The organism is Curtobacterium sp. PhB142, from assembly GCF_004341255.1.
Classification (GTDB): Bacteria; Actinomycetota; Actinomycetes; order Actinomycetales; family Microbacteriaceae; genus Curtobacterium.
This window is the reverse complement of record NZ_SLUT01000006.1, coordinates 200,471-216,861: the sequence shown is the minus strand read 5'-3', so window position 1 is coordinate 216,861 and position 16,391 is coordinate 200,471. Positions and strand designations below refer to the sequence as shown.

Genomic DNA, 16,391 nt, shown 5'->3' with positions numbered 1-16,391 from the left:
CATCATGGCACGCGATGGTGGACGTTGTGGAGGCTTGCCCGCTCCGAGCGAAAGGCTCCGGTGGCGGACTCCGAGAAGCCTATCAGGTGCGAGAGGCTTCCCGGCTTCTCAGTTGCGGGGGGTCGGGTTCTCAGCGTCCGCGGAGCCACCGGACCCGTCCCCGGGCAGCTGCACGCCGATCGGGATGCGGGCCTTCGCCACCGCGACGACGTCGATGACCAGGGACCCGACGACCCCCGCGATGATCACGATCGCGAGCACCGGGAAGTCCACCCAGGTACGGTCCTTCAGCGCCACCAGCAGCACGATGAACACGATGAACTTGAGCAGCCAGGTGCCCATCACGATGCCGAAGAAGGCCCCGGAGATCATCTGCCCCTTGGACACGCGCAGCGCGACGAGGACACTGACCGCGGTGAGGCCGAGGAACACCACGCTGAGCACGGCTCCGAGCAGGCCGCCGACGAGCCCGGGAGTGTCGGCGACGAGCAGCCCCACGACTCCCCCGACGATCGCCAGGGCGACCGCGAGCACGGCGCCCCACGTGATGATGCGGCGGAACACCGGCCGGACGTGGTCGAGCGCGTTCGGTGCGGTCACGTGATGTCTCCTGGGATCGTGCGGTCGTTGGCGGCCCGGTCGAGCGGGTCGAGGCTGGCGTCCACCACGGCGGCGGAACGGTTGGCGGTCTGGGCGGCGATCTCGGTGCGCTTCCGGCCGAGCGGCGCGAACGTGGCGACGGCGCACACGGTGAAGCCGACCGCGACGAAGGCGACCACCCAGTACCAGTCCACGAACAGGAACAGCAGGCACCCGACCGCGACGGTGGCGGTCCACGCGTAGAAGATCAGGACGGCGTGGAAGTGCGAGTGCCCCATGTCGAGCAGACGGTGGTGCAGGTGCTTGCGGTCGGCCGAGAACGGTGACTTGCCGGCGCTGAGCCGACGGGTGACCGCCAGGCCGAAGTCCAGGATCGGCACGATCAGGATCGCGAAGGGCAGCAGGATCGGGATGAACGCCGGCAGCAGCGCCTGGCGTGTCTGCACCGCTGCGGGATCGATGTTGCCCGTGACCGACACGGCGCTGGTGGCCATCAGGAAGCCGACGAGCAGCGCTCCGGCGTCGCCCATGAAGAGCTTCGCGGGGTGCCAGTTCAGGATGAGGAACCCGAAGCAGGAGCCGACGAGCACCGCGGTCAGCAGTGACGGCAGGTTGAAGAAGAACTCGGTCTGCACGACCACGCGGTTGATGAAGAACGTGTAGAGGAAGAACACCCCGCCGGCGATGATCGCGACCCCGGCGACCAGGCCGTCGAGTCCGTCGATGAAGTTCACCGCGTTCATCACGAGCACCACCGCCAGCACCGTGAAGATCAGGCTCATGTACGACGAGCCCACGCCCAGGGTGTTGCCGATCGGCAGCGACACGATCGCGACGCCCTGCCAGGCGAGGATGCCCGCAGCGATGATCTGCCCGGCGAGCTTCGTCATCCAGTCGAGGTCCCAGATGTCGTCAGCGACACCCAGCACCACGATGATCGTCGCGCCCCCGAGCACCGCCAGCACGCGCCCGGGTTCGGAGAACACGAGCCGGAAGTAGTCGGTCCCCGCGATCGACGGGAACAGGAACCACGCCGCCAGCAGCGACACGATGACGCCGATGTACATCGCGATCCCGCCGAGGCGCGGCGTCGGCGTGCGGTGCACGTCGCGCTCGCGGACCTGGGGGTACCACTTGTACTTCAGCCCGAGCTTCCACACCAGCACGCTGACCAGGAAGCTCACGACCGCGGCGATCGCCCCCGCCAGCAGGTAGTACTTCATCCGACGAGGTCGGCTCCGACGACCCGGATGATCTCGTCGTCGGAGATCACCCCGTGCCGGACGATGCGGAGCTTCCCGCCGTCCGACAGCCCCGTCGCGTCGACGATCGTCGACCCGGTGGAGGCCTCGAAGCCCTCGTGCTCCCCGATCGCGCCGCCGTCCAGGTACACGGCGACGCTGTCGCCGAGCATCCGCTCAGCGGCATCGACGTCCATCGCGGCCGGGTCGCCGGTCGAGTTCGCGGACGAGACCGCGAGCGGACCGACCTCTTGCAGGAGCTCGAGCGCGATCCGCGAGTCCGGCATCCGCAGGGCGACCGTGCCCCGCGTCTCGCCGAGGTCCCAGTCGAGCGACGGCTGCGCGCGCAGGATCACGGTCAGGCCGCCGGGCCAGAACTCGGCGACGAGGTCGCGCACCTGCTGCGGCACGTCGCTCGCGAGCGCGTCGAGCGTCGGCGGGCCGGGGATCAACACCGGCGGCGGCGACTGCCGCGTCCGGCCCTTCGCGTCGAGCAGCCGCTGGACGGCGGCCGCGTTGAAGGCGTCCGCGGCGAGGCCGTAGACGGTGTCGGTGGGGACGACGACGAGGTCTCCGCGCCCGAGGGCGGCACGTGCGAGCCGCATCCCGGTCAGGAGCCCGTCGGAGTCGGTGCAGTCGTATCGGGATGCCATGACTCGACGATGATAGTGCGACACAATGGAGGACATCGTGAACGAGACCCCTGCGCCCCACCTCCTGTTCCTCTTCGACATGGACGACGTCCTGGTCCGGTACGACTGGCAGGTGCGGATGGCCGCACTCTCCGAGTTCACCGGACACGAGTTCGAGGAGCTCCGACGCCGCTGGTGGGACTGCGGCCACGAGATGCGTGCCGAGGCCGGTGGCTTCGCCGACGGCGACGAGTACCTCGCCGCGTTCGAGCGGGCCATGGAGTGCGACGTCCCGGAGGCCGAGTGGGCGCGCATCCGCGGCTCCGCGATGACCGAGCTGCCGGAACGCATCGAGGCCGTCCGGCTCGCGAGCGAGCACGGGCGTGTCGGCCTGCTCACCAACAACGGGCCGCTCGCGGGTCGGTGGATCCACCAGTGGGCGCCGTCACTGCCAGGGCTGTTCGGCGAGCACCTGGACACGTCGAGCAACTTCGGCGCCCGCAAGCCCGAGCCCGAGGTCTTCCTCCGCGCGATGGAGCACCACGGCGTGCCCGCCGAACGCACGTTCTTCGCCGACGACATGCCGGAGAACATCGCGGGTGCCCGGAGCGTCGGCATCCACGCGGTCCTGGTCGAGCGCGACACCGACCTGCGCGAGCACGTCCGCGCCTTCGTCGCGCAGCAGCGCGAGGCCTCCCCCGTCGCCTGACCGACACACCGACCGGGAGGCCCGGGGTGCGTCCGCCTACCGGGTCGCGGTGGTCGTGCGGTCGCGACCCGTCAGGTCGACGTGCGTCTCCGGGGTCCGGAACCCCCGTCGCGCCAGGACCTCGCGGACGCCGGCGCCCTGCGGCTCGGCGTGCTCGATGACGAGCACCCCGCCGGGCACGAGCAACCGCCACGCCGTCTCGGCCAGGGCGCGCACGGCGTCGAGGCCGTCCGGTCCGCCGTACAGCGCCATCGCGGGATCGTGGTCGCGGACCTCGGGGTCGATCGGGATCGCGTCGTCCGGCACGTACGGCGGGTTCGACACCACGACGGACACGGTGCCGTCGAGTTCGGGCAGCGCGTCGGCGAGGTCGCCCTCGACGAGTCGCACCGTGCCGCCGTGGGCGTCGGTGTTCCGGCGGGTCCAGGGCAGGGCCTCGGGCGACCGTTCGACGGCGTACACGACGGCGTTCGGCACCTCGGTGTCCATGGCGATGGCGATCGCACCGCTGCCGGAGCCGAGGTCGACCGCGATCGGCGCCGGCACCGCGACGGCCCGCAGCGCGTCGATGCCGAACTGCACGACGCCCTCGGTCTCGGGACGGGGCACGAACACGCCGGGTCCGACCGCCAGGGTCAGTGCTCGGAAGTACGCCTGCCCGGTGATGTGCTGCAGCGGCTCGCGGGTGCTCCGTCGGGCGATCGCGTGCCGGAAGCGCTCGACGTGCTCCGGAGCGATCGCGCCGCCCGTCATCGCGCGGGCCTGCACGGCACCGCGCGAGGTGTCGGTCGCCCACGCGAGCAACAGCTCCGCGTCGACCTGGGGCGTCGGGACGCCGGACGCGACGAGCGCCGCGGCCGCCTGCTCGAGCAGGCGATCCGCGGCGAACGTGAGGGACGTGTCGGACACGAGCCGGGCCTCCAGGCGGGGTGAGCGGTTACGCGTCCTGGTCGCCGATGGCGGCCAGACGTGCCTCTTCGTCCGCCTGGATGGCGGACTGGACGACGGGCTCGAGCGCACCGTTCATGACGCGGTCGAGGTCGTACGCCTTGTAGCCGGTGCGGTGGTCCGCGATCCGGTTCTCCGGGAAGTTGTACGTCCGGATGCGCTCCGAACGGTCCATCCCGCGGATCTGCGACTTGCGCGCGTCCGAGGCGATCGCGTCGAGCTCCTCCTGCTGCCGCGCGAGGATGCGTGCACGGAGGACGCGCATGCCGGCCTCACGGTTCTGCAGCTGCGACTTCTCGTTCTGCATCGCCACCGTGATGCCCGTGGGCAGGTGGGTGATGCGGACCGCGGAGTCCGTCGTGTTGACGGACTGCCCGCCGGGACCGGAGGACCGGTACACGTCGATCTTCAGGTCGTTCTGGTTGATCGCGACCTCCTCGGGTTCGTCGACCTCGGGGAACACCAGCACGCCGGTCGTCGAGGTGTGGATGCGCCCCTGCGACTCGGTCTGCGGCACGCGCTGCACACGGTGCACGCCGCCCTCGTACTTCAGGTGCGCCCAGACGCCCTGCGACGGGTCGGTCGTGTTCGACTTGATCGCGACCTGGACGTCCTTGTAGCCACCCAGGTCGGACTCGGTGCGCTCGAGGAGCTCGACCTTCCAGCCCTTGGTCTCGGCGTAGTGCGAGTACATGCGCAGGAGGTCGGCCGCGAACAGCGCCGATTCCTCGCCGCCCTCGCCGCCCTTGATCTCCATGATCACGTCGCGCCCGTCGTCGGGGTCGCGCGGGATGAGCAGCCGGCGGAGACGCTCCTGGCGCTCCGCCAACTGCTCCTCGAGCTCGGGGACCTCGTCCGCGAACGCCGAGTCCTCACGCGCGAGTTCCTGGGCGGCGGCGAGGTCGTCCCCCGCCGCCTGCCAGGACTCGTACGCGGACTTGATCTGGTTGAGCTCGGCGTAGCGCCGGTTCACCTTCTTCGCCCGGGCCGCATCGGCGTGGAGCGCGGGGTCCGACAGCTGCTGCGTCAGGTCCTCGTGTTCCGCCAGCAGCCCTGCCACCGACTCGAACACGCGTTACTCCTGGTGACCGTTGTGGTGAGCGCCGCCGGTCGTCGGGACCGACTTCTGCACCTGCACCAGGAACTCGACGTTCGACTGCGTCTCCTTGAGGTTCCGCAGCACGATCTCGAGGGCCTGCTGCGGGTCGAGCCCGGCGAGGGCTCGGCGCAGACGCCAGGTGATCTTGACCTCGTCAGCGGAGAGCAGCTGCTCCTCGCGACGGGTGCCGGAGGCGTTGACGTCGACGGCCGGGAAGATCCGCTTGTCGGCCAGGTGACGGTTCAGGCGGAGCTCCATGTTGCCGGTGCCCTTGAACTCCTCGAAGATGACCTCGTCCATCTTGGAACCGGTCTCGACGAGCGCGGTGGCGAGGATGGTCAGCGAGCCGCCGTCCTCGATGTTGCGCGCCGCACCGAAGAAGCGCTTCGGCGGGTAGAGCGCCGCCGAGTCGACGCCACCGGAGAGCACGCGGCCCGACGCCGGGGTCGACAGGTTGTAGGCACGGCCCAGACGGGTGATCGAGTCGAGCAGCAGCACGACGTCGTGGCCCAGCTCCACCAGGCGCTTCGCACGCTCGATGGCGAGCTCGGCGACCGTGGTGTGGTCCTCGGCCGGACGGTCGAAGGTCGAGGCGATGACCTCACCCTTCACCGTGCGCTGCATGTCGGTGACCTCTTCGGGCCGCTCGTCGACGAGGACGACCATGAGGTGCGCCTCGGGGTTGTTCTTCGCGACGGCGTTGGCGATGGCCTGCAGCACGACGGTCTTACCGGCCTTGGGCGGCGAGACGATGAGGCCGCGCTGGCCCTTGCCGATCGGCGACACGAGGTCGATGATGCGGGTGCTCAGCTTGCCCGGCTCCGTCTCGAGACGCAGGCGCTCGTTCGGGTACAGCGGGGTGAGGTCCGAGAAGTCGACACGGGCCGCTGCTTCTTCGGCGGTCTGGCCGTTCACCGAGTCGACGGTCACGAGCGCGTTGTACTTCTGACGGCTCTGCTGCTCGTTGTCACGGGGCTGCTTGATCGAACCGACGACGGCGTCGCCCTTGCGCAGGTGGTACTTCTTCACCTGGCCGAGGGAGACGTAGACGTCGTTCGGTCCGGGCAGGTAGCCGGTGGTGCGGACGAACGCGTAGTTGTCGAGGACGTCGAGGATGCCCGCGATCGGGATCAGGACGTCGTCCTCGGTGACCTCGGGCTCGAAGTCGTCGTTCTGGCCGCCACGGCCGCGCTTGCGGTCACGCTGGCGACGGCTGCGGCCGCCCTCGGTGTCGTCGGCGTTCTGCTGGGCCTGCTGGCCCTGCTTCTGCTGACCGTTCTGCTTCTGCTGGTTCGCCGCCTGCTGCTTCTGCTCGGCGCGGTCGTCCTGCTTCTGGTCGCGCTGCTTGGCGTCGCCCTGCTTCGCCTCGGCCTGCTTGGCGTCGGCCTGCTTCTGCTGGTCGCCACCGTTCTGCTTCTGCTGGCCGCCCTGCTGGTGCTGCTGGCCGTCCTGCTGCTCGCCGTTCTGCTCGCCGTTCTCGGCGTTCTGCCCACGGCCACGACCGCGGCCACGGCTGCGACGGCCGCGACGCGAACCGCCCTCACCGTTCTGGTCGTTCTGGTCGTGCTGCTCGCCGGAGTCGGCGGCACCGGACTGGTCCTGCGACTCGCCCTCGGTGCTCTGCTGCTCGGTCCGCGCCTGCTGTTCGGTGCGGGCCGGCTGGTCGGTCCGGGCAGGTGCCGAGGTCGGCGTCTGCTGCTCGGCCGGCTCGTTCGGCTGCTGGGCCTGCTGGGCCTGCTGGTCGGCACCGCGCTGGCCGCGGCCGCGACGCTGCCCACCGGTCTGCGTCTGGGCGGCTTCCTGGGCGTCCTTCTCGGCACGCACCTGGTCGAGGCCCGCGAGCAGGTCCTCGGTGCCGGTGTGGCCGGCGTTGGTGTGCTCGGCGGCCGAGGTCGGGCCGGCGTTCACGGTGCCACCGGAGGACGCACGGCGCGAACGGCGGGCACGCGACGGCGCGGCCGGCTCGGACTCGACGGCGGGTGCCTCGGGGTCGGCGACCGAAGCGGTCGGTGCCTCGGCGGCGGGCTCCGGCAGCGTCGGCTGCTCGGTCACCGGCGCCGCGGCGGGGGTCGTGGCGGGCGCGGCCGCGGCGGGGACGTCGTCCGTGACGGGGCGCTTGTCCTCGATGGAGGCGATGAGGTCGCCCTTGCGGAGCTTCGAGAGCCCGGTGATGCCGAGCGAGGAGGCGATGCGCTGGAGTTCCGGCAGGCGGAGGGCGCGCAGGTCGCTGGGGATCTCCACCGGGGTGGAGTTGTTGTCGGTCAAGGTCGGTGTTTCCTTTCGAACCGCAGAACGCGGAGAGTTTCCACCGTCCCGGATGCACGGGTATGCATCGACCGCCGTTCAGACGACGGACCGGGATTCGGTGATCAGAAAGAGATGCACACCCGCGCGCCGGACCCTGCGACGTCGCAGGCGCTGTCCTTGGGGACGGGCATACCGTGCGGTTACGCGGGTTCGGCTTCGAGCGCCGAGTGCGCCACCACTGTAGCACCACCGAGATCGACGGCCAGCATGAGCGCGCGCCAGTCGGATTCCCCGTGTCGGGCGACGAGATCGGCGGCCGTGAGCCGTTGTGCCGGGTCGCTGCCGAGCACGAGCAGGCTCGGTCCCGCCCCCGACACGACGGCCGCGAGGCCGTGCTGCCGGAGCAGGCCGATCAGTGCGTCGGTCTCCGGCATCGCGCTGGCACGGTACGCCTGGTGCAGGCGGTCCTCGGTCGCGGCGAGCAGGAGCTCAGGGCTCTGGATGAGCGCGGCGACGAGCAGCGCGGAACGGGAGACGTTGAACGCGGCGTCGGCGTGCGGGACGTTCTCGGGCTGCAGGGAGCGGGCGAGCTTCGTCGACAGCGTGGACGTCGGCACGAACACGACCGGGGCGACGCCGCGGTGCACCAGGAGCCGCTTGTACGCGGGTCCCTCGGCCGTCATCCACGCGATGGTGAGCCCACCGAAGAGTGCGGGGGCGACGTTGTCCGGGTGCCCCTCCATCTCGGTGGCCAGGCTGAGCAGGGTCGAGGCGTCCAGGTCGACGACGCCCTCGAGCAGCCCGCGGGCCGCCATCAGGCCGGCGACGATTGCGGCCGCCGAGGAACCGAGCCCACGGCCGTGCGGGATCGCGTTCGTGGCGTGCAGCTCGAGGCCGGGCTGGTCGACGCCAGCGTGTTCGAGGCCGCGGCGGACGGCACGCACGACCAGGTTCGTGTCGTCGGTGGCGACCTCGCCGGCACCGACGCCCTGCACCGTGACGGTGGCGCCGGGTTCCGGGCGGACCCGGACGACGACCTCGTCGTACAGCGAGAGCGCGAGACCGAGCGAGTCGAACCCCGGGCCGAGGTTCGCGGACGTCGCCGGCACGCGGACGCGCACGGCCCGTCCGGCGGGCAACACGTGGGCCGCCCGCCCGGCGGGCACAGCGTGGACCGCCCGTCCGGCCGGTACAGCACTGTGGGCGGTGACGCCCTCCCCCGGTCCGGACGAGCGGTCGGGGCTCACTGCGCCGCGACCAGTCCGAGCACGTCCGCGATCGACTTGGTGTCGACCGGCACGCTCGTCGGGGTGACCTCGCTGCCGTCCTCGGTGCGCAGGGCCCACTGCGGGTCCTTCAGGCCGTGGCCGGTGACGGTGATGACGACCTTCGCGCCCTTCGGCACGATGCCGGCGTCGGCACGCTCGAGCAGCCCGGCGACACCGATGGCGGACGCGGGCTCGACGAAGACGCCGACCTCGGCCGACAGGATGTGGTGTGCGGCGAGGATCGCCTCGTCCGAGATGGCGCCGAAGTAGCCGTCGGTCTCGTCGCGGGCCTCGAGGGCGAACTGCCACGAGGCCGGGTTGCCGATGCGGATCGCGGAGGCGATGGTGTCGGGGTTCTTGACGACCTCGCCACGGACGATCGGTGCGGAACCGGCGGCCTGGAACCCGAACATGCGCGGGAGCTTCGTCGTGCGACCGGCGGCCACGTCCTCGCGGTAGCCACGGGAGTACGCGGTGTAGTTGCCCGCGTTGCCGACCGGCAGGAAGTGGAAGTCCGGGGCGTCACCGAGCATGTCGACGACCTCGAACGCAGCGGTCTTCTGGCCCTCGATGCGGTCGTTGTTGACCGAGTTGACGAGGTGCACCGGGTAGTTCGCCGCCAGGTCGCGGGCGATGTCGAGGCAGTCGTCGAAGTTGCCCTGGACCTGCAGCAGCTGGGCGTCGTGCGCAACTGCCTGGCTGAGCTTGCCCATGGCGATCTTGCCCTCGGGCACGAGCACCGCGGCGGTGATGCCGGCGTGCGTGGCGTACGCGGCGGCCGAGGCGCTGGTGTTGCCGGTCGAGGCGCAGATGACGGCCTTCGCGCCGTGCTCGACGGCCTTCGAGATCGCCATCGTCATGCCGCGGTCCTTGAAGGACCCGGTCGGGTTCATGCCCTCGAACTTGACGTAGACCTCGGCGCCGGTGCGCTCGGAGAGCCGACGAGCCGGGATGAGGGGCGTGCCGCCCTCGCCGAGCGTGACGATCGGGGTCGCCTCGGTCACGTCGAGTCGGTCGGCGTACTCGCGCAGGACTCCCTGCCACTGGTGGGCCATCAGGCTTCTCTCTCTGTCCGGTGGGTCGGTCTGGTGGTGGTTCGCGGTCGGCCTGGAGGCCCGTGGTGCGTCAGGCGCCGACGAAGCGCAGGACGCTGGTCACGTCCAGGACCACGTCTTCGCCGCGGAGCGTGCGGACGGTGTCCGCCAGGTCGGCTTCGCGCGCCAGGTGCGTGCCGATGACGAGCGCTGCCGTCCCCTCGGAGGCACCCGTGGTGGTCTGCTCGACGGTCTCGACGCTCACGCCGTGCTTCGCCAGCACGCCGGCGACCGTCGACAGCACGCCGGGGGCGTCCGTGACGTGCAGGGTGATCTGGTAGCGCGTGCGGACGGTGCCGATCGGGAAGACGGGCAGGTCCGACTGGGTCGACTCCGCGACGCCCGGGCCGCCGATGACGTGCCGACGTGCGGCGGACACCAGGTCGCCGAGGACGGCGGACGCGGTCTCGACACCACCGGCACCGGCGCCGTAGAACATGAGGTCGCCCGCGGCCTCGGCCTCGACGAACACGGCGTTCTTCGCGCCGTGCACGCTCGCCAGGGGGTGCGACTCCGGCACGAGGGCCGGGTAGACGCGGGCGCTGACGCCCTCGCGGCCGTCCTCGTCGGTCAGTCGCTCGGCGGTCGCCAGGATCTTCACGACGTAGCCGGCCTTGCGCGCGGCGCGAACCTGCTCGATGGTGACCGAGGTGATGCCCTCGCGGTGCACGGCAGCGAGCGGCACCGAGGTGTGGAACGCCAGCGAGGCCAGGATCGCGGCCTTCTGCGCGGCGTCGTAGCCTTCGATGTCGGCCGTCGGGTCGGCCTCGGCGTACCCGAGCTCGGTCGCGGTCGCCAGGGCGTCCTCGAACGTCGCGCCCTCGCGGTCCATCAGGTCGAGGATGAAGTTCGTGGTGCCGTTGACGATGCCCATGATCCGCTCGATGCGGTCCCCGGCGAGCGAGTCGTGCAGCGGTCGGATGATCGGGATCGCGCCGGCGACGGCGGCCTCGTAGTACAGCTGCGCACCGACCTGCTCGGCCACCGCGAAGAGCTCCGGACCGTGGGTCGCGAGGAGCGCCTTGTTGCCGGTCACGACGTCCGCGCCGGACTGCAGCGCCTGCAGCACGAGCGTGCGCGCGGGCTCGATGCCACCGATCAGCTCGACGACGATGTCGGCACCGAGGATGAGCGACTCGGCGTCGGTCGTGTAGAGGTCCTTCGGCAGGTCGACGTCGCGCGCGGCGTCGACGTCGCGCACGGCGATCCCGACGAGTTCGAGGCCGGCACCGGCGCGCGAGGCGAGTTCGTCGGCGTGCTCGAGCAGGAGCCGCGCGACCTGGGACCCGACCGAGCCGGCCCCGAGCAGCGCGACGCGGACGTTGCGGTATTCGATCATCTGGAGTTGGTTCCTGTTCGTCGGGTCAGCGACCGGTGCCGGCGTGGGGCACGGGGCGGACCCCGGTGTCGCGGGCGAGGAGGTCGTCGATCGACTCGCCCCGCACGAGGATACGGGCTGTGCCGTCCGCCACGGCGACGACCGGCGGGCGGCCCACGTGGTTGTAGTTGCTCGACAGCGCCCAGCAGTACGCCCCGGTGGCTGCGACGGCGAGCAGGTCCCCCCGCTGGACGTCACCCGGCAGGTACTCGTCGTTGACCACGATGTCCCCGCTCTCGCAGTGCTTCCCGACGACGCGGGTGAGCACAGCGGGCGCCTCGGATGCCCGGGCGAGGCGAGCGGTGTAGTCGGCGCCGTACAGGGCAGGACGGGCGTTGTCGCTCATGCCGCCGTCGACGGACACGTAGGTGCGGGTGGCGTGGCCGGTGTCCGCGCCGTCGGCCTCGAGGGTGACGGGCTTGATCGTGCCGACGCGGTAGAGCGTGATGCCCGCCGGCCCGACGATGTAGCGACCGGGCTCGACCGCGACCTCGGGCACCGGGATGTCCCGCTCGGCGCAGGCCTCGGCGATGATCGCGGCGAGGGCGTCGGCGACGTCCTCGGGCGCGAAGGCGGAGTCGGCCTCGGTGTAGTCGATGCCCCAGCCGCCGCCGAGGTTCAGCTCGGGCACCGGACCGGTCTCGACGAGGGTGGCGTGCACGTCCATCAGGCGTCGAGCGGCTTCGCGGAACCCGGACTCGTCGAAGATCTGCGATCCGATGTGCGAGTGCAGCCCGACGAACACGAGCGACGACTCGGCGCGCACCGCCTCGGCCGCGGCGACGGCCTCGGTGAGCGGGATGCCGAACTTCTGGTCCTCGCGCGCGGTCGCCAGGTACTCGTGGGTGGACGCGTGGACGCCGCTGTTGATGCGGATCCGGACGCGCTGCACGACCCCGGCGTCGGCAGCGGCACGGGCGACGCGCTGGACCTCCTCGTGGCTGTCGAGCACGATCGTGCCCACGCCGACCTCGACCGCGCGGGCGATCTCGGCGTCGGACTTGTCGTTGCCGTGGAAGCCGAGCATCGCCGGGTCGATGCCGGCGGCCAGGGCGACCGCGAGCTCCCCGCCGGTGCAGACGTCGACGCGCAGGTCGGCCTCGGCCATCCACGCCACGACCTGGGTCGTCAGGAACGCCTTGCCGGCGTAGTAGACGTGGGCGCGGGTGCCGATGCCCTCGAACGCCTCGGTGAACGCGTTGCGCACCCGGACCGCACGGGACTGCACGTCGCGCTCGTCGACGACGTAGAGCGGGGTGCCGTACTGCCGGACCAGGTCCGTCGCGGTGACACCGCCGATGGCCAGGTCGCCGTCGTCGGTCCGCGTTGCGGACGCGGGCCAGATCCGGTCCACCAGCTCGGAGGCGTCCGTCGGGAACCGCAGTCGCGGCGGTGCAAGGGGGTTCTCGCTCACGGGACCCGATCCTACCGACGCTGGACGGGCCTCCCGGCCGCGTTACGCAGCCACGGGATCAGCCGCAGCTGCCGACCGTCTGCAGACCCTGCTCGTTGAGCGGCAGCGCGTCCGCGGTGACGCGGACCGTCGCGTCGGCCTTCGAGACGTCGAGCGAGCGCACGCGGAGCGATTCGGGCAGGAACTGCGCTGTGCAGACCTGCACCGGCACGTTCGTGACGCCGGGGATCGAGTCCACCTTGAGGCCGAGGTCCGAGTTGGTGATCCGCACGCTCTTCGGGGTGATCGTGATGCCGCGGCCGTCGTCCTGCGCGACCACGTCGCCCTTCGCCGCGTAGGTGATGTCGTAGCCGAGCACCGCGGTGGAGCCGGACAGCTCGACGCCGCCGTCCACCAGGGTCAGCCGGTCGAACAGCGGGCTGTACTTCGACAGGTCCTTCACGCTCGACGACGCCAACGTGACGGTGCCGTCGACGTCGTGCACATCGCCCTTGCCGTCCACGGGGACGTCCTTCGCGGTGACGTCGGCGGCGAGCGGGATGCCGTCGACGGTGAGCTTCTCGGACGTGATCTCGACCTGGTCGAGGGTGCCACCGATCAGCTGGGGGATGACGATGCCGTCGGCGTGCGCCTCGACCTGGCCCGTGGTGCCGTCGGGCAGCGACTGCTCGACCTGCTGGGCGATGATGCGGTCGACGACCCCGCGGAGCACGAACTCGGCGATCACGACGAGGGCGGCGAGCACGACGACGACCACGATCAGGACGACGGGCCAGCGGCGGCGCTTGCGGGGGCGTTCGGTGGCGGCGGACATGCGTCCCACCCTGCCAGGTGGTCCCGTCAGCCTGCCTGGAGGCGCGGGGTGCGTCCGGTGGGCGGGCGCGGCGCGCGGGGCGGTAGCGCACTCGATCGCGCCCCGCCACGGTCATCGCGCCCGCGCACACCGGGGCGCGATGACCGTCCGGGGGCGCGCCTCGACAACGGAGCGGCCGTCTGCTCGCGCCGCCGCTCCACTACATGCGGGACGGAGCGCTCACGCCGAGCAGGCCGAGGCCGTTGCGGACGACCTGGCCGGTGGCGTCGTTCAGCCACAGGCGCGTGCGGTGCAGGTCGGTGACCGGCTCGTCGCCGAGCGGGGTCACGCGGCAGGCGTCGTACCAGCGGTGGTACAGGCCGGCGAGCTGCTCGATGTACCGGGCGATGCGGTGCGGCTCGCGCAGCTCTGCGGCGTGGCGCACCACGCGCGGGTACTCGGCGAGGGCGCCGAGCAGCGCACCCTCGGAGTCGTGCGTCAACAGCGAGGCGTCGAACACGGAGCGGTCGACCCCGGCGGCCTCGGCGTTGCGGGCCACCGACTGGGTGCGCGCGTGCGCGTACTGCACGTAGAAGACCGGGTTGTCGTTCGTCCGCTTCGTGAGCAGGTCGAGGTCGATGTCGATCGCGGTGTCGCTGGCGAACCGGACGAGCGAGTACCGGCCGGCGTCGACGCCCACCGCGTCGACGAGGTCCTCCATCGTGACGATGGTGCCGTTGCGCTTGGACATGCGCATGGGCTCGCCGTCCTTGAGCAGGTTGACCATCTGCCCGATCAGGATCTCGAGGTTCGTGCCCGGCTCGTCCCCGAACGCGGCGCTCATCGCCATCATCCGGCCGACGTAGCCGTGGTGGTCCGCACCGAGCATGATCAGGTTGCGCTCGAAGCCGCGCTCGCGCTTGTCGAGGTAGTACGCCAGATCGCCGGCGATGTACGCGGGCTCCCCGTCGGACTTGATGACCACGCGGTCGCGGTCGTCGCCGAAGTCGGTCGTGCGGAGCCACTCGGCGCCCTCGGCCTCGTACATCACGCCCGCCGAACGCAGCCGGGCGATGGCGCGCTCGACGGCCTTCGACTCGTGCAGGGCGTTCTCGTGGAAGTAGACGTCGAAGTCCACGCCGAAGTCGTGCAGCGACGACTTGATGTCCGCGAACATGAAGTCGACGCCCTCGCGCCGGAAGAGTTCCTGCGCCTCGTCGCGCGGCAGGTCCTTCACGTCGACCGAGGTGTCGAGCGTCGCGATGACGCGGGCCGCGATCTCAGCGATGTACGCACCGCCGTAGCCGTCCTCCGGCGTGGGCTCACCGAGCGCCGACGCGACGAGCGAGCGGGCGAAGCGGTCGATCTGCGCGCCGTGGTCGTTGAAGTAGTACTCGCGGGTGACGAGGCCGCCCTGCGCCTGGAACACGCGGGCCAGGCTGTCGCCGACCGCCGCCCAGCGCACGCCGCCCATGTGGATCGGGCCGGTCGGGTTCGCCGACACGAACTCCAGGTTGATCCGGACGCCGTCGTACAGGTCGCCGTGCCCGAAGGCGTCGCCGCCCTCGACGATCGTGCGGGCGATCTCACCGGCCGCTGCGGCCTCGAGCGTGATGTTGATGAACCCCGGGCCGGCGACGTCGACCGAGGCCACGCCGTCGAGCTCGGTCAGCTCGCCGGCGATCTCCGTGGCGAGCTCGCGCGGGTTCGTGCCGATGCGCTTCGCGAGCTGCATGGCGGCGTTCGAGGCCCAGTCGCCGTGCGCACGGTTCTTCGGACGCTCGAGCACCACGTGGGAGTCCCCGATCGTCACGTTCTCGGACGCGCCTCGTCGCTCGACGATCCCGGTCAGGATCGACAGGTACGCGGCGGAGAGTTCGGCAGGAGTCACGGCGGACGAGTCTACCGGGACACCCAGGTGCACGCCGGACGATGGGCCATCATGTCGGGATGACCACCCGAAGCCGTGCCCGGGCGTGCTCCGTCGCCGTCGTCACCGCCGCAGCAGCACTCGCGTTGTCGGCCTGCTCGGGCGGCGGGGACAGCGACCCGACGCCCAGCCCGACCCCGGTCGGCAAGACGGTGTCGCAGACCTGCGCCGAGCTCTTGCCGACCGAGGCCCTGTCCGTGTACGGGACGACCTTCGCGCTCGACGACTCCTTCACGCCGGCGAAGGGCTCCCCCGCCGCCACGATCGCGAAGCAGCGGGGCCGCGTCTGCCAGTTCGTCGCCACCGACGACGACACCGAGACGATCACCCTGGCCGTCGCCGACCTGCCTGAGAAGTCGCTCACGAACCTGAAGGACGCCCTGTACGACCGGGGCGGATCGGTCCCCACCTACCGCGTCGAGGGCTACTTCGCGCTGAACGACGCCGTCGGCCGCGCAGACGCCTTCGCCGACCCGTACTGGATCACCACGCAGTCGACGCTGTTCACGGAGCCCGGCGGCGCACAGCCCGTCGTCGACGCGGTGCGCGCCGCGCTGCAGCCGTCGGCGTCGGCGACGGCGACGCCCGCGGGCTGACGCGCCCGCGCCGGCACGGTGCCTGGTCCGCCGCCCGGTGCGAGGTTGCACGCTTGGTGCGCGCTTGCAGCGCCGCACGGAGCGCGCAACGCCGCACGGGCCCGAAACGCACGCACGGTGCGGACGGGAGGTCCGTGGCGGGCCCGCACCGTGCCTCCCGTCCAGCGGCGACCACGCACGGTGCCGGGCCCGCCGCCCGGTGCGAGGTTGCGCGCCTTGTGCGCGCTTGCAGCGCCGCACGGAGCGCGCAACGCCGCACAGGCCCGGAACGCGCGCACGGTGCCGGCGGGAGGCCCGTGGCGGGCCCGCACCGTGCCTCCCGTCCGACGGCCACCACGCACAGTGCCGGGCCCGCCGCCCGGTGCGAGGTTGCGCGCTTGGTGCGCGCTCACAAAGCCGCACGGAGCGCGCAACCTCGCACGGGCCCGCGACGCGCGCACGG

General features: G+C 71.4%; 14 protein-coding genes. 2 read left to right on the top strand and 12 right to left on the bottom strand.

Annotation, left to right across the window (positions count from 1 at the left end; genetic code table 11):
- Nucleotides 1-108: 108 nt before the first annotated feature.
- The 3 genes from EDF31_RS13500 to EDF31_RS13490 are packed head-to-tail and all read right to left on the bottom strand — an operon-like array spanning nucleotide 109 to nucleotide 2,494.
- The gene (locus tag EDF31_RS13500) at nucleotides 109-600 is read right to left on the bottom strand and encodes a hypothetical protein (protein WP_123294279.1); all 492 of its coding nucleotides are present in this window, start codon (nucleotides 598-600) and stop codon (nucleotides 109-111) included.
- Nucleotides 597-1,823, bottom strand: a complete 1,227-nt coding sequence (locus tag EDF31_RS13495) for an MraY family glycosyltransferase (RefSeq protein ID WP_111083866.1) — start codon at nucleotides 1,821-1,823, stop codon at nucleotides 597-599. The genes EDF31_RS13500 and EDF31_RS13495 overlap by 4 nt, the downstream gene beginning before the upstream one ends.
- On the bottom strand, nucleotides 1,820-2,494 hold the full coding sequence (locus tag EDF31_RS13490; RefSeq protein WP_123294277.1) for an L-threonylcarbamoyladenylate synthase: 675 nt from the start codon (nucleotides 2,492-2,494) through the stop codon (nucleotides 1,820-1,822). The genes EDF31_RS13495 and EDF31_RS13490 overlap by 4 nt, the downstream gene beginning before the upstream one ends.
- Before the next feature lie 37 nt (nucleotides 2,495-2,531).
- Between EDF31_RS13490 and EDF31_RS13485 the strand changes: the two genes are divergently transcribed.
- On the top strand, nucleotides 2,532-3,182 hold the full coding sequence (locus tag EDF31_RS13485; protein ID WP_165901424.1) for an HAD family phosphatase: 651 nt from the start codon (nucleotides 2,532-2,534) through the stop codon (nucleotides 3,180-3,182).
- 36 nt (nucleotides 3,183-3,218) lie between these two features.
- Here the strand turns inward: EDF31_RS13485 and prmC are convergent, their stop codons facing one another.
- The 9 genes from prmC to argS form a co-directional block, all read right to left on the bottom strand.
- On the bottom strand, nucleotides 3,219-4,091 hold the full coding sequence (prmC, locus tag EDF31_RS13480) for a peptide chain release factor N(5)-glutamine methyltransferase (protein ID WP_131846480.1): 873 nt from the start codon (nucleotides 4,089-4,091) through the stop codon (nucleotides 3,219-3,221).
- 28 nt (nucleotides 4,092-4,119) lie between these two features.
- Nucleotides 4,120-5,202 carry a peptide chain release factor 1 gene (gene prfA, locus EDF31_RS13475; protein ID WP_123294274.1) on the bottom strand — a complete coding sequence of 361 codons (1,083 nt, stop codon included), beginning with the start codon at nucleotides 5,200-5,202 and terminating at the stop codon, nucleotides 4,120-4,122.
- 3 nt (nucleotides 5,203-5,205) lie between these two features.
- Complete coding sequence (gene rho, locus EDF31_RS13470) at nucleotides 5,206-7,494, bottom strand: transcription termination factor Rho (RefSeq protein WP_131846479.1); 2,289 nt, start codon at nucleotides 7,492-7,494, stop codon at nucleotides 5,206-5,208.
- A gap of 182 nt (nucleotides 7,495-7,676) precedes the next feature.
- Entirely contained in the window at nucleotides 7,677-8,618 is a 942-nt protein-coding gene (gene thrB / locus EDF31_RS13465; protein ID WP_131846560.1) for a homoserine kinase, read from the bottom strand.
- Between the two features lie 101 nt (nucleotides 8,619-8,719).
- On the bottom strand, nucleotides 8,720-9,799 hold the full coding sequence (gene thrC, locus EDF31_RS13460; protein ID WP_131846478.1) for a threonine synthase: 1,080 nt from the start codon (nucleotides 9,797-9,799) through the stop codon (nucleotides 8,720-8,722).
- A gap of 70 nt (nucleotides 9,800-9,869) precedes the next feature.
- The gene (locus tag EDF31_RS13455; RefSeq protein WP_123339754.1) at nucleotides 9,870-11,177 is read right to left on the bottom strand and encodes a homoserine dehydrogenase; all 1,308 of its coding nucleotides are present in this window, start codon (nucleotides 11,175-11,177) and stop codon (nucleotides 9,870-9,872) included.
- Between the two features lie 25 nt (nucleotides 11,178-11,202).
- Entirely contained in the window at nucleotides 11,203-12,630 is a 1,428-nt protein-coding gene (lysA, locus tag EDF31_RS13450; RefSeq protein WP_131846477.1) for a diaminopimelate decarboxylase, read from the bottom strand.
- Nucleotides 12,631-12,688: 58 nt separating this feature from the next.
- Entirely contained in the window at nucleotides 12,689-13,444 is a 756-nt protein-coding gene (locus EDF31_RS13445) for an LmeA family phospholipid-binding protein (protein ID WP_131846476.1), read from the bottom strand.
- Between the two features lie 199 nt (nucleotides 13,445-13,643).
- Complete coding sequence (gene argS, locus EDF31_RS13440) at nucleotides 13,644-15,314, bottom strand: arginine--tRNA ligase (RefSeq protein WP_131846475.1); 1,671 nt, start codon at nucleotides 15,312-15,314, stop codon at nucleotides 13,644-13,646.
- A gap of 59 nt (nucleotides 15,315-15,373) precedes the next feature.
- On the opposite strand from argS, the gene EDF31_RS13435 reads away from it, so the two are divergent.
- Complete coding sequence (locus EDF31_RS13435; protein WP_131846474.1) at nucleotides 15,374-15,949, top strand: hypothetical protein; 576 nt, start codon at nucleotides 15,374-15,376, stop codon at nucleotides 15,947-15,949.
- The last annotated feature ends 442 nt before the right edge of the window (nucleotides 15,950-16,391 follow it).